The sequence below is a fragment of the Phyllobacterium sp. genome, from assembly GCF_037994405.1.
Taxonomy (GTDB): Bacteria; Pseudomonadota; Alphaproteobacteria; order Rhizobiales; family Rhizobiaceae; genus Phyllobacterium.
This window is the reverse complement of the sequence record NZ_JBBNAN010000142.1, coordinates 1-13,436: the sequence shown is the minus strand read 5'-3', so window position 1 is coordinate 13,436 and position 13,436 is coordinate 1. Positions and strand designations below refer to the sequence as shown.

Here is a 13,436-nt window from a genome sequence, read left to right as displayed (position 1 = left end):
TGTAGCCGGCTACATAGGGCAGCTTGTTCATGATCTCGTCCATCTTTTTGAGCTGCCGAAACTCGTCGAGGAGGAAATAGGCGGGCAGGGCGCTCGGATCAAAGTCCCGCGTGAGGAGATCCATGCTCTGCTGCACGAACAGGGTGAGGAGCGGACGTAGGATGGTGACATCGCTAATATTAGGCGCAAGATAGATGGATACTGGTCGACGGCGCATGGATGCAAGATCAATGTCTGTCACCTTGGTTGCAGCAATTACGCGCTCATTGCGAAAGGGCTGCATCGCCTTTTGAATATCCAGGAGCGCTGATCGAGCTGCGCGCTCGTTCAGGGAAATATAGGCGTTGAAGCTGTCGGTTGTGAACCTGGAAAGGTCGGGTTCCTTCTCCTTGATCAGCTTCATCAGCACCTGCAAATCGACGCCGGCATTGAAGATACCGTTCACCTCGCCGAGATTGCGTCGGTTCTTGTAGTGGGCGCTTTCCAGCACGTAGCTTATAACACCTGCGATGACCAGTTGGGCCGTTCCCTGCCAGACAGCGTTTTCCGATCCAATGGTCTCGGGAATGAGGATGCTCGCCATGTTCTGGATATCGATCGTGCGGCTTCCACGATCTTGTCGGACGAAGTCCAGTGGGTTCCACCGGTGCGTCTTCTGCGCGCCTGGTGAGAACAGGAAAACCTGATGTCCATTCGACTTTCGGTAGCCCGCGGTATGCTGGAAGATCTCACCTTTGAGATCAGTAACGATTATGGAACCGGGAAACATGAGTGCGTTCGGGATAACATAGCCGACGCCCTTTCCCGATCGGGTCGGGCCGATGACGAGGTGATGGCGGTCATCCTGCCGTCGTAGAATATTGCGCCCGATCCGTCCCAATATATGGCCATCTTTCCGAAACCACTTACCCCGCCTGAGCGAGGCGATATCCTGAAACGCAGCGTCACCCAATGGGTTGGAGGGCGTCTGTAGACCAAAGACGGCCGCAGCGCCAGCAAACATCAGTGCCGGCAATAGGGAGCCGAGGGCCACAATTTGCAGCGAACGATTGTCGGAATAGAGCATAAACTGTTGGAATGGCGCGAACGGATTTGCGATCACTGTAAACTGAAGGATCCGGCCATCCTTGTAGATAAGCTGGAGGATCAGTGCATAGCTGATCATCCAAGCCACCACCGCGATGAGGCAACAAAACAGCAGATATACCGTCAAATATGTCCTGCTCATGCTTCGTGCCTAGCGAAGTAAATCTCGGAAACGCCGCGACGTCCACCATCGCGCCGCAGCTGGATCACGACCGGAATGACCATCTGGATGTAAGACATCAGATCCTGCTTGGGGTAACCGGACGATATCCCTGCCTGCATCATCATCATCGCCAATTGTTCGTAAGCACCCAGCGGCGTATCGGCGTGGACCGTCGACATGCTTCCCGGATGGCCGGTGTTGATCGCGCGTAGGAAGGCGAATGCTTCCACTCCTCTAATCTCGCCAACAAAAAGCCGATCCGGGCGCATGCGGAGAGACGCCTCCAGCAACGACTGAATTGTGACCTTTGCTGTGCCCTGATCACCACGCGATGCCAAAAGATGGACCGCATTCATCTGCGGCGGAAACAGCTCACGTGTATCTTCGAGCGTCAGGATCCGCTCGAACGGGTCGATGGTCTTCAGGCAGGCGTTGAGAAAGGTAGTCTTGCCGGTCGATGTGCCGCCGCTGATCAGGATCGAGACGCGCTTTCGGATCGCGGTGTGAATGAAGTCGTAGATGCGCTCGGTTCGAAGGTGCTCGATCAGCTCACGCTCCGCCTCGCTCAGGCCGCCGAGAGCAACCGATACCTTTTCCAGCGAACCGTTGTCGCGATAATCTTCAAGCGTGAAGTCGCTGGTGACTTGTTTGCGGATAGAGATAGCGCCGCCATCTACAGCTGCGGGCGGAAGCACGATCTGAATGCGCTCCCCTGTCGGCAATGCCGCACTCAAAATCGGATTGGCGCCGCTGATGAACTGATGGGTGGCCCCGGCGACCCGCTCGCCAATATTTTCGATTTCAGCAGCGGTGAGCGCTGGGATATGATGATGCTCCATGACCTCCGCGCCAAGACGTTCGATATAGACATGGCCGGGCCGATTGACCGAGATTTCGACGACGGTGGGATCATCAAGAAAAGCGCGTAACGGACCGAGAGCCCGCTCGAGGAAATAATAGGGGCTATTGTCAGCGGCTTTGATTTTGGCGAAGGCCTCGCTCATGCTTGATCTCCTTCAGGGTTTCCTCCACCGGATCCGGATACATAGCGGAAAAATCGAGATCCTGGCGGACATAGACGAAGATGCGCTCGCCCTGGTGAACGCTGATCGTCGGCGGAATTTTGAGGTTTTCTCCGACCGCCTGATTGGCCATGTCGGAGAAGGTCTGGGCGATGGTCTCACGGGCAAGCTCTGCGGCACGATCGGAATCCGACTCACCGTCGCTGCTGCTGTATTGGCCGCTGCCGTAGCCAGTGAGATAGCTTGAGCCGGCGCCGACGATCGAAAGCAGAATTGCCGATCCGAAACGCTCCCGCCATTTGTTGTCGACGACGCCCGTCAGTCCAGAGCGGCCAAGGCTATCGGTGCCGATACTGTTCAGCCGGACCGACACGCCATCATCGCGAAGAAGGCGGGTCCAGATAACAAAAATTCGTTTTTGACCGCGCGTAACCTCGGATTGATACTCACCAATGAGCCTGGTGCCCCCCGGGAGCAAGACACGGCGACCATCGAAAGAATAGACGTCCTGCGAGACTATAGCGCGGATCTGGCCGGGCAGATCGCTGTTGATCGCGGTTTCAAGCAGGCCAGGGATTAGGGTTCCCTCAGGTATCATCGCATCAAGACGGCCGATCTGTTTCGCCTTTGCTGACCGGTCGCCGATTGCCGATGCCGCTGCCAGGAATTTGCTGTTCCGGTCTTCGCCGGCGACGATCGGTCCGCCTTCCTCGCTACCATAAGCGAGGGATTCTTGGCCATTATCGGCTTTGGTGGCGTCAATCACCACCTGCTTTGACAGGAAGCGCTTTGGAAACTCTTCCACCTTCTCAGGCTGCACTGGCATTTCACCTCCAACCTCCACCAAACCAGGCGGAGGCGGAACATCGAACTGCGAAGTGTCGGACGGCTCTTCGTTCTTTTCCTCGGGGGGAGGGTCTGGCAGCTTGATCACCGGATCGGGATCTTTTTCCGGTTGCTTTTGATCGTCACGCAGAAATGACGGCGGCCGGAAAGTGGTCGTTGTGAACTCCTCATCGCCTTTGATACTTTGCGGTAAGCGCTTCTCCGGCGCGAAGACGACAACATAGGCGAGTGCAGCTCCACCGAGGAGCAGAGCTGCGCTTCCGAGGAACTGTTTTCGCCGGGCCCGCTTGTCCTTTACCGCCGTCTCGTCGCCGGCCAGCATTGCTTCGAGTTCGGGAGACCGCTGCATCAGTTTCCACTCCATCGGCGTGTCATCGCTTTTTGATCCGGGGCCGGCGCCATGATGTCGGGCTCGGGCGCACCAAAGTCTGGCTTCCTCAAATTGAAGATGCAGGTCCACTCGCTACCGTCTCGCAGTGTGTACTGGGTCGCAGTACCGTCGACGACGATGTATTCGCCCTCACGCCGGTAGTTTCGAAGCGTCTCCGTGAAGTCGGCGTTGACGGCGAAGATCGCCGGTACGCGCGAGCCAAATTTGAAGAAGGTCTTTTTCCCGTCGTCGAAAACCATCAACGGCTTCAGTTGGCCATCGCCGGAAAACGAGAAGTCGATATTGACGTTGGCTTTATCGATCCCTGCTATATTCGGATTGGTGGCACGCGCTTCAGCCTCCTTTCGCAAGGAGGCATTGAGATCCTTCTCAGGGTAGACGAAGCGAATGCTGAAGACTTTTTTGCCGTCCTCGGGCGCAAAGTCGTTGAGTTCGAGATAGTAGATGCGCTTGGTGGTCACAACATTCATATTGGTCGTGACATTTTTCGCCTTGGGTTTGATGAAGAGGATGTTGCCCTTGTCGGTCGGCACGACATCCCAGCTCTCGGTGTCGCCCAAGGCAACCGTCTCGAACTTTTCGTCCTCATCGAAGATGATCATCGTCGAGATGCCATAGGTCGCAAACACGCGGACAACGTTGTTCGGTTGATAGACGATGCTCGTGACACGTGGATCGAGCCGGCCCGATGCAGGCGTCTGCGCCGCGTAGGCGATCGCAATCGAAGCAACGGTCATCCAGCCAAAAAGGAAGGTACGCCGTATCATCCCCGGTTCCCCTCGGTGACCGTTTCCTGGTCACGGCGATAATCATAGACCTGAAAACCGAGGGGGTTCTCGAAGCGCCACTCGTTTGTGGCCGGCGTATCAGTATAGCGATAACGGACGACAGCAATCCAGTGTCGGGGAATGGATTCAGTTTCCGATTGCTCGACGGTCGCAAAGCGTACGATGCCGGTACTGGCATTCGAAAACGTGACCGAGGCGATTTCCGTCGTCACCCGCTTGTTCTTGCCGTAGACCTTAGCGGGGTTTTTCGTATTGGCGGCGCTGTAGAGGTCTTGCAACTCCCGGGCGGCGTTCCCGGTTGATAGCAGCGCAGCAATCCCGAAATTCTGCTCGATCGCATAGGGATCATAGCCCTCGCGCGCCCTGATATAGCGGACAATATTGGCCTGAGTGACCGCCTGTTGCTCGGTAAGATTGACCGGCCGCGTCAAGCCGGTCTTCACCTCGATATAGCCCGTCGTCTTGTCGACCTCGACGATGTAGGGCTCGAAGCTTTTCAGCGGAACGAGCATGGCGAGAGTTGCAAGGCTCACGAGCGTAATGGCGCCGAAAATGGTCGTGACAAACCAGGCCAGCGTTCTCGACCGTTTGGCTTTCCTGACAATCTCCTGTTCCCAGATGTCCCCGCTTTGATAGTAAGTCCGTAGACGATCGTCATTCGTATCTGCCATTGCCCCTCACTGCGCTTCAGTAGTTTAGTTTGGCCGCTCATGCCGGCGTGCTGTTCTGTGTGATTTTCGTCTGCATCGCAGTCTTGACGCCGGAATTGTCGTTGTCACCTCTGTCGTGAGATCGATCGCGCAGCGCACGGCCCGCCCTGTAGGTCGCTCTCGCTCCTCGGCCTGCTGCCACAGGAGCCGTGACGCCGATCTTTTTCGCCATGCTGTAGCCGACGTTACCAACGCCAGCCGCAATACCACCAGCAATGCCCTGACCGATCGACTGGATGTAGAGCATGACGAATGCACCAGCCGCGCAGAGCAGCAAAAACCCGGCGATGTCGGCAAGCGTTAACGTTCGGGCGCCGCTTGCAGCGTCGATCTTGGAAAGTTCGGGATCCATGGCGGCAATCAAAAACGATGCGACGACGTAAACGAACAAGGGGATGAGCGCGTAGGTCAGGACCTGATTGAACCAACCGACGCCATAGCCGCGCGTCCGCTCAAACAGCATACAGGCGATGAAAATTGGCGCTGTTCCGATCAACACCCACAGCATCACCTTCGCCAGAATGAGGATCGCCAGCGCCACAGCTATAAAGACACCTGCGCCGATCATGGTCAGAACGCCGATCATACTGGGCAGGATTGAGAAGTATCCGGACTGCTCAGCAAACGCTGAGGCCGCCCCGTTGGCGGTCTTCCAGATCTGCGATAGCCCATTTGTCGGCTCGGTAATGCCGGTGCCGGACGCGGCCAGGATCGCGCGGCCGACATCCTCGGGCGTGTCATTGATCCAGTGGTAGAACAGATTGTTGAAATTTGCCCACGAACTGACCAGCGCCAAAATGATCATCATCCGCATAATGCGGCCAATGATTTCGGAGACGCCGATCCTGGCGGTGCCCAGGAACAGTTGCAAACCGTAATAGGCGACATAGGCCACAAGCATGATCTGCAGGAGCGGCATGATTTCTTGGCCGACGACGGTGTAGGCTTTTTCCGAGAACGTCGTTCCGGAATCCTCGATGCGCTGCAGCAGATCGCCGAGAAAATCTTCCATGCCACTTATTCCAATCCGATGGCCGTGAAAGCGACGACCGGATCATTGACGGCATGCATCGCCCCGCAGGTTTGACGCGGATCTTCCGCATATGAGCTCAGCTCCGCTGGCCGCTTGCACGGAGCAGTCTTTTCCTTGACGGTTCCGCAAGCCGGTAGGGCTGTCGCGGCGAGGATGATGCCGATCCCTATGAGCGCCCGCATGTGGTCAATTTCTATAGCTAAGGGCTTTTTTGCTATTCGAAATGTCTGTCAGCCGGCGCTGGTTTTCCGCCTGCAGCGATGTCACCGCCCCATTCATCACCCCGATCATTTCATTGAGGGTCAGGCCGGATTGGACCTGCAATTGTGTGTTCTGATCGATCGAGCCCTTGATATCCTCGGCTTTGCCGATCTGTTGCCCCGCCGCTTCAAAAGCTTTGCGCCGCGTTTCCGTCGCCCTTTGCGAGCCATTGATCAAGGCCGACACTCCAAGCACAGTGTTAACCAATTGCTCGTAGGATTTGTCGCCGGAGAAATCGCTGTTCTCCTTGCCGGATAGCGATTTGACCAACTGCAGGCCGTTGATAAAGGCAGTGGCGACCTTGGACACGTCACCGCTCATGTTGCCGAAGTTGGGGACGCCGTCTTTAATCAGACTATCAAAGGACGGCATGGATGATACGCTGAACCCTTGGCCAGTTGCCAGGTTTTGCAATGGCTGGGCACTGCTGCCGCGGTCGCCGGTCACGGCCTTCAGGGTGTCCTCGACTGTGGTCAGAATATTCTTATTGGTGTCGAGGATCCTGTCGGTTGTGTCCGCTGTCTGTTTGGCGATCTCGTAGTTCTTTTTGTCGATCACCGGCACATCGGCAATGGCGGCGGCAAGCGGTAGATGGACAATTGCAACAGTTATCGTAACAAGCTTCATGATCGGCTCCTTATTGGGGTTGCAGCAACAGCTGAACGTCTGTTGCGCCTTCGCGCTTCTCGACGCAGGCCTTTTTCTCGGGATCCCACACGAGCTTTTGTCTCGGATCGCAAAGACCCGCCGCGTCGCTGGGTTTGTCATCGTACTTGCCGGTTGTCGTCGTTCGCGACGAACTTGAGAGGCTGGACGTTGCAATGGCATTACGAGAATTGATCAGGTCGGCCATGGCAGTGCCGAGTTTGATGACATTGTTCATCATTTCGAGATTGGCATTGCGGGCGGTAGAGTTGTGATCCCAACTGTCCTGGATGGTTCCGGTCTGCAGCCCCGCCAACTGTTGGTACCAGCTTCCCACATTGGACAAGCTCTCCGACGTTGCAGTCGAGGTGCCCATGGCATTCAAGGTAGAATCCCGCATGGCTGTGTATACGGCTTCGCCACCCCCGTAGTTCAGCGGAATACCCGACTTATCCGAGCCGCCAAAAGCCGGCAACCAGTCCTGGGTGATGCTGCGCACATACCCCTGCGTTTCCTTAAAGGGTGGAATGCCACCGTATTTGTTGACGTTGCCGGGACCGGAATTATAGGCGGCGAGTGCCAACGCAACATCTCCATTGTAGCGCTGCAGCTGCTGCTTGTAGTACTGGGCGCCCCCTTGAAGGTTCTCCTCGATATTGTTTTCGTTGACCCCCAGATCGTCCGCCGTGCCCGGCATCAGCTGCGTTAATCCTGTCGCACCGGCGCCGGACTTGGCGCATGGATTGAACCGGCTTTCCTGGTAAACAAGAGCCAAGAAGTCGTTCTCATTGACGCCCACTTCGCGGGCTACGCGGCGCACCAGCCCGGAAATCTCGGAGTTTTGTGCAGCGGCGCCCACCGGATCATTTCGACGGGAAGGGCGGTACATCGAGCAGGTGACGGATGTGTTGATCGTCTGGCGGTCTTTGTAGGTGGCCTCGATTTGGCTGGTCGTTTCGTCGCGCGCCGTATCTTGGTTGAGGATGGTCTTGTCGATCACCGGAACATCGGCCCAAGCGGAACTCGGCATTTCGACTGCGGCAACGACAAGCAGCGGGAGGGCAAGCTGCTTCATGGCCAGGCCTCCCAACCGCAAAATTGCGCAAGCCATGCAGACGGGGCGTCCCCCAGATCGTGTCGCAGCCGGGCGCATTCCTCGACGGTCTCTTTTCGACCGGACAGCACCTTAATCATGTCGGGCATGGAGCCAAGATCGAGCCTGGCGATCACGCTGTCATTGCCATGCTTAATCAGGAAGGTCCGCTTCTCAGGCGGGGTGGTGCGGATGAAGTTGAACTCCTTCACCGTCAGACCAAAGCGCCTGATGTAACTTTCCTCATCGGCGCGGGGATTAGGAAAATGGATGTTGGTCGAGGACTGCTCGATCAAGGTATGGGAGGCGGCAGCCCGCGCTATATCGGCTGCTGACTGGGTTCCAAAGCCGACGATGCCGTTCAGTTTTCGGATCGTCTTCATCTTGTCGACGATGAAATCACTGAAGGTCGAATCCCGAAGAAGTCGCCAACCCTCATCCATAAAAATCATGACAGGCGTGCCATCTAGAAGCTCGTCCAGACGATGGAAAATATACATCAGCGCGGGCGTTCTGAGCTCTTCGTTGTCGAGAATACTCGTCATGTCAAACCCGAACACCCGCCGGTCCGATAGTGTAAGGACGTCGTGCTGGGCGTTAAAGAGCCAGGCCCTTTCCCCTTCAATCCATGGACGCAGGCGCGCATTCAAGTCGTTTGGGCCAGCACGTGATCGACCGATCAGTAGCCCTGAGAGGTTTGCGAGGTTTCGCTGGGCCGCCGGCTCTTGCATCAACCGCTGCAATGCGCGTTCGAGAATATCGTCCTCTTCCTGGTCGAAGTCGCTGCCATCGCCATGACGAAGCATTGCCTTTAGCAAGCGCAACAGAAACTCCCGGTTGGGTCCGCTGTTTTCTAGCTGGAGCGGGTTGAAGCCTGTGGATGTCCCGGGATTTAGAACTTCATAAGCGCCATTCATTGCCCGGACGAAGATCTCACCGCCTCGGTCCTTGTCGAAGAAGACTGCCTTGGGTGAAGGCTCAACACGGAAGGCTTGACCAAGAAGGAAAGTGAGGGCGACGGTTTTGCCCGACCCAGTCGGGCCGGTCACCAGGAAATGGCCAATGTCCCTACGATGGAAGTTGAACCAGTATGGCGTCTGGCTGGTCGTTTCCAGAATCGTGATCGGCGTTCCCCAGTGGGTGCCGTCCATTTGACCGGCGGCAAAGTTATGCATCGAGGAAAGACCGGCGTAGTTTGCGCTGGAGAGGAGAGCCTTTCGGGCGATGTAGGCATGATTGCCGGGCAACTGCGCCCAGAACCCGGCCTCCAGATTGAGATCCTCTCGCAACCAGTTGACATTCATGTCTGTAAGGCAGGCGCCGAGATCAGAGACCGCTTTATTGACACCATCCAAGTCGCGCGACAGGCAAAGCAGTGTCATATGGTGGAGGCCGAACACCGCCTCCTGGTTCATCAGGCTGTTGAGCGCGAAATCAATATCGTTCTCGACATCACTGCCTGCTTCATCGGATGCTGCAATCTGCCGCTTCAAGCGCGAGATGCGCTCCTGCGCGATCGGTTTGTCGGTGATCGTAAAGGACTGCGTTAAAATGAATTCGTGGTTGACCTGTAGGAGCCCGTCGAGCATGCCGGGACCTGTAAACGGCGGGTACTCTTTGATCGACAGCATCGCACCAAAGCGGTCGTCGGCTTTTGTCGGTCCCTGCGCCTGCATGGTACGCCTGGAAAAGTGCAGCCGGGAACTCCCGACATAATTGGCAATGCTCATGCGCGGCAGGCGCATCTTGCGGGGGATGCCACAGTTGAGCACGGTATTGAAGAATTCGCATGGCTCGGAGTAGGGCTCGTCGTATCGATGGATAACGCCGAGTGGACGCGCACCATATTTCTGAAGGTCGCGGCAGATGTTGCCGACGAGCTCTTCAAGCTCGCTGACAGATTCGCGCAACTGATCATCTGCCGCCTCGCGCGATCCTGCGTTGTTGAGGAGGCGGCGAACCTTATCGCCCGCCGCAAGCGCTCCCCGCATCCCGGAGCGCAACACAGCGACGTAGAGTTCATTCGTGAACATGCGCTTTTCGCTGAGCTGCTCCATATAGCGGCGATTGAGCAGATCACAGAACGGATCGTCGAATGTACCGCCGAGATCGCTCTCGACCTGGCGACGGATCACCGTGGACCACAGCGAGAAGCGGCTGGAACCAAGAGCGCGGATAATCGTGTTCTGCACGACGGAGCGCATATTGAGTTCGGCCTGATCCTCAGTCTGGAAGAAAAGTCCGTTCAGCCGAATGACAGAGAGTAAAGCGTCGCTCTCCAGCTTGACCACAGTGTCGGTGACATGTCGCAGATACGGAATATGCTTCGACATCGACGTTTCCCGCCCTGCGATGTATCCAAACCCGAGTTCTTCGTGGATGAGTTTCAGCATGGCCGTCACGGTCCGTAGGAGTTAGCGCCCCAGAACGATTGGTTGGGCGTCTTTGGCGTCATACGCGTAGCGACCTGCAGTACATCGAGGATGCGACTGTCCCAGGTGCAGAGCGTGAAAAGGATGAGGTAAGCAATGGGGGCGGTCACAAGCGCCCACAATTCGTTAGTCGCCAGCCACGCGATGATTGTCAGTCCAATGACGACGACAATCGCCATGTAGGGAACTCCCCACAAAGTCGGCGACCGTGTCAGGCCAATAATCAAAGGTGTCAGAGTCGGCTTATCGTCTTCGAACTCAGCCATTGGTCAGTTCCCGACAGTCGACATCAGCTGGTCGACGATGGCCGGCGCGCCGAACACAAGCCCGATGCCAAGGACGACGGCGCCGGCGGTGAACCAGCTCAAACGACCGGCGAAGGCCAGGAACCCAAGGCCAATGACTGCGATGATGGCGACCAAACGGCCGAAAGGGCCGGTAATAAAATCAACAACGGCCTGGACGACAGTTTGAAGCGGCGCGAAAGCCTGGTTGGTGGCCTGCGCCATGGCGAGATCTGCATTGATGAGCTGCATTACCGCAACTGCGAACACGGCCACAGCGATCCGCGAGATTTTGCTCCAATTGGAGGATATGTTCTTCATTGCTTTTCCTCTCATTTCAGAAGTGCATGACGCCATCGACGAATTGACCGGCTCGTGTGCCGATGACGGAGGTTGACTGGTGGCCGGATTGGGATGGTTTGTTTGCGGACAGCGCACCACGAGAGGCCGCGTGCCTGGCGTTCCGTATCGGCAAACCAAGCTGATGGTTGATCACGGCGGCTACGTAGCGGATCGTTTCGCCGTAAGGTGGGATGCCGCCGTTGTCATAGACGGCCTGACTTCCGGCGTTATAGGCTGCGGCCGCGACGAGTGGATTCTTGAATTCGTCGAGGAGTGCTCTGAGGTGGCGGACACCGCCATCGATATTCGATGCGGGATCGCAGACGTCCCTTACGCCGAGGTCCGAAGCAGTTTCCGGCATCAGCTGCATCGGTCCGCGTGCGCCTTTTGGGCTATTGCGGATTTGATCGAACCGGCTCTCTGTCCAGGCGATCGCCTTGGCTAATCTGGAGTCCACACCGTAGGTCTCGGCTGTTACGCCGACCAAGTTCTCAATTTCAGTCGGTTTCATAGGAGAGGGTCCGCACTTCATTGCAAGGGTGTCGGGTTCACTATTTAATGAATAAATAATGTTCAACTCTTCCGACCTTCTCAAGTCGCCGGAATTCTCATGTTTAGCCCTGCCTTGTGATAGATTTTTATTCATAGCTCGCGTCCCGGCATCCTTGCTCACTACGTCCGAAGCGGCGAGCACGTAATCATCCGGTGACATTGCGAGAATTTTCTCTGGAGGCCGCCATCGCGAGGTGCCGACAGAATTCCAATCTTTGGTATAAAAGCGTGAGTTATCAAAAGAATATGCGCTTTCTATATAGATTGCGAGCATAGGCAATACGGCCAAGAGCTTTAGCTTTTCCAACCTCAGAACACCCATCACATTCGCCGCTCCTGATTGATTCTAGCGCATAAAGGCAATTGAATTCTCGGAAAAAGTATTGTAATTTCCGGTTACATATTTTACCAAGCATGTTCACTAATACATCGAAAAAGTTGAGTCGAAAAGAGAAAAATTGCATTTAGAGGTTGTGCTGATGTTAACAAAGTTGGTAACGAAGATAGTGAGGGCGAGAGTGACGGTTGCTATGCCAGCTGTTCTCGTTGCCGCTCAGGCATGGGGTGGTGGCACTGTCGATCGTGCGTATGTCAAGTCGCTTGCTGCGCCTGGAAAGGTCGTGTTGGTGGTCGAATACTATGACCCTGCAGGCAAGGTCTTTGACCGGAAGGGCTTCGCCACGGCGAGCGGTTTCCGCGCAAAATCGCCCGTCGATATCGAGGTCGATTCAAAAGTCAACTTGCACCTTTATGGGCTCGAGCCATGCCGGGGCGATATGGTCAACCAGAAAGAGGGCTTCGCCGGCAACTGCGGTGATTATGCCAGCCAGCAGCTTGGTGTTTTGCTGAAATCGGCCAAGGTTATATTCTGCCGCGCATTTCTGACTGAGCGGAATGTCCCTTTGCAGGACGTGACGTGCTTTGGATATTACAATTATCCTGGCTCTCTCGACACGGTCGATAATTTCGAAGAACAACTCGTTTCTCTCGGCGCGCTGCGGCTGTCAAAGAAGCGCGATGGCTCGCTGATGCGGCCGGACCTTGCCGCCGCCGAAAAGATCGGTCGAGGTGGCTTTGGCATGTGGGCTGATCCGAGGGTTCAACGCCAATGATTGCGAATATACTCAAGAGCACGCTTGGCGTTTGCCTTTTGGTGAATGCGGCCAGTGCGGCTCCTGCAGGCTATTTTGATCTGACGCTGGGGGCGCGGTTTGAGACGGGAGACACCTGGGTTTTAGGCGCGAAGCGCTATCGGCTTTACGGACTACAGTCCTGTTTGCGTGGCACCTCCTACACTGACAAATCTGGACTGAAGCGAGATTGCGGAGAAACCTCCATCGCAGTGCTGGCCGCCTTTATTAAGGATACAGGCCCAGTCTGTGCTCTCGTCGTTGAGCTGAGCGATCTGACCTTCGTGGGCTGCTACGCCTTGGTCGGAGGTCAACGACTTGATCTCGCAATGATGATGATCACCGAAGGCTATGGCTTCGCAAGCCTGAACAGCGACGGCCTGCCTATCTATGCTCCGTACGCAGTTGCTGAGCAAGAAGCGCGTGAGGCCGGAAAGGGTCTTTGGCAATTTAAGGACGTTCAGCATCCGGCAATTTTCCTGAGCCGTGCGGCCAACTCTTTAAGGAAAGCGCCGTGATACGGACAGTGGCTTTTGCTTTCTCAGTTTTCGCTGCAGTCTCCAGCGTGGGCAGGGGGGTCGATCTTGCTTTCGACCAGCCTGCCAAGCATGGGGATGCCCACTCCACCAGGATACAGGGACGGGTCGCTGTGATCGAC

The 13,436-nt window shown here is 56.1% G+C and carries 15 protein-coding genes; 2 read left to right on the top strand and 13 right to left on the bottom strand.

The genetic code is table 11. The annotated features are described in order from the left end of the window. The 13 genes from AAAC48_RS08810 to AAAC48_RS08750 form a co-directional block, all read right to left on the bottom strand. Positions 1-1,228: type IV secretory system conjugative DNA transfer family protein (locus tag AAAC48_RS08810; protein WP_340653821.1), on the bottom strand; the 1,228-nt coding region annotated here is incomplete at its 3' end. Next, positions 1,225-2,253 (bottom strand): P-type DNA transfer ATPase VirB11, encoded by a 1,029-nt coding sequence (gene virB11, locus AAAC48_RS08805; RefSeq protein WP_340653820.1) that lies wholly within the window; start codon positions 2,251-2,253, stop codon positions 1,225-1,227. The genes AAAC48_RS08810 and virB11, both read right to left, overlap by 4 nt. After that, a complete protein-coding gene (gene virB10 / locus AAAC48_RS08800; RefSeq protein ID WP_340653819.1) occupies positions 2,219-3,466 on the bottom strand; it encodes a type IV secretion system protein VirB10 in 1,248 nt (415 codons plus the stop codon). Before virB10 ends, virB11 begins: the two co-directional genes overlap by 35 nt. Beyond that, on the bottom strand, positions 3,466-4,275 hold the full coding sequence (locus AAAC48_RS08795) for a TrbG/VirB9 family P-type conjugative transfer protein (protein ID WP_340653818.1): 810 nt from the start codon (positions 4,273-4,275) through the stop codon (positions 3,466-3,468). The genes virB10 and AAAC48_RS08795 overlap by 1 nt, the downstream gene beginning before the upstream one ends. Next, a complete protein-coding gene (locus tag AAAC48_RS08790) occupies positions 4,272-4,967 on the bottom strand; it encodes a type IV secretion system protein (protein WP_340653817.1) in 696 nt (231 codons plus the stop codon). Before AAAC48_RS08790 ends, AAAC48_RS08795 begins: the two co-directional genes overlap by 4 nt. Positions 4,968-5,004: 37 nt before the next feature. Continuing rightward, entirely contained in the window at positions 5,005-6,018 is a 1,014-nt protein-coding gene (locus AAAC48_RS08785; protein WP_340653816.1) for a type IV secretion system protein, read from the bottom strand. Positions 6,019-6,023: 5 nt separating this feature from the next. Then, on the bottom strand, positions 6,024-6,221 hold the full coding sequence (locus AAAC48_RS08780) for a hypothetical protein (protein WP_340653815.1): 198 nt from the start codon (positions 6,219-6,221) through the stop codon (positions 6,024-6,026). Between the two features lie 4 nt (positions 6,222-6,225). Then, positions 6,226-6,927, bottom strand: a complete 702-nt coding sequence (locus AAAC48_RS08775; RefSeq protein WP_340653814.1) for a type IV secretion system protein — start codon at positions 6,925-6,927, stop codon at positions 6,226-6,228. 10 nt (positions 6,928-6,937) lie between these two features. Beyond that, positions 6,938-8,020 carry a lytic transglycosylase domain-containing protein gene (locus tag AAAC48_RS08770; RefSeq protein ID WP_340653813.1) on the bottom strand — a complete coding sequence of 361 codons (1,083 nt, stop codon included), beginning with the start codon at positions 8,018-8,020 and terminating at the stop codon, positions 6,938-6,940. After that, positions 8,017-10,431 carry a VirB4 family type IV secretion/conjugal transfer ATPase gene (locus AAAC48_RS08765; protein ID WP_340653812.1) on the bottom strand — a complete coding sequence of 805 codons (2,415 nt, stop codon included), beginning with the start codon at positions 10,429-10,431 and terminating at the stop codon, positions 8,017-8,019. The genes AAAC48_RS08770 and AAAC48_RS08765 overlap by 4 nt, the downstream gene beginning before the upstream one ends. A gap of 5 nt (positions 10,432-10,436) precedes the next feature. Continuing rightward, the gene (locus AAAC48_RS08760) at positions 10,437-10,736 is read right to left on the bottom strand and encodes a VirB3 family type IV secretion system protein (protein ID WP_340653811.1); all 300 of its coding nucleotides are present in this window, start codon (positions 10,734-10,736) and stop codon (positions 10,437-10,439) included. A 3-nt stretch (positions 10,737-10,739) separates the two neighbouring features. Next, positions 10,740-11,075 (bottom strand): TrbC/VirB2 family protein, encoded by a 336-nt coding sequence (locus tag AAAC48_RS08755; protein WP_340653810.1) that lies wholly within the window; start codon positions 11,073-11,075, stop codon positions 10,740-10,742. Between the two features lie 16 nt (positions 11,076-11,091). After that, on the bottom strand, positions 11,092-11,973 hold the full coding sequence (locus AAAC48_RS08750; protein WP_340653809.1) for a lytic transglycosylase domain-containing protein: 882 nt from the start codon (positions 11,971-11,973) through the stop codon (positions 11,092-11,094). A 205-nt stretch (positions 11,974-12,178) separates the two neighbouring features. Here AAAC48_RS08750 and AAAC48_RS08745 point away from each other — a divergent pair, with 205 nt between their 5' ends. Together AAAC48_RS08745 and AAAC48_RS08740 are read left to right on the top strand one after the other, a co-directional pair. Next, positions 12,179-12,760, top strand: coding sequence for a hypothetical protein (locus AAAC48_RS08745; protein ID WP_340653822.1), 582 nt, complete (start codon positions 12,179-12,181; stop codon positions 12,758-12,760). Then, complete coding sequence (locus AAAC48_RS08740) at positions 12,757-13,296, top strand: thermonuclease family protein (RefSeq protein WP_340653808.1); 540 nt, start codon at positions 12,757-12,759, stop codon at positions 13,294-13,296. Before AAAC48_RS08745 ends, AAAC48_RS08740 begins: the two co-directional genes overlap by 4 nt. The last annotated feature ends 140 nt before the right edge of the window (positions 13,297-13,436 follow it).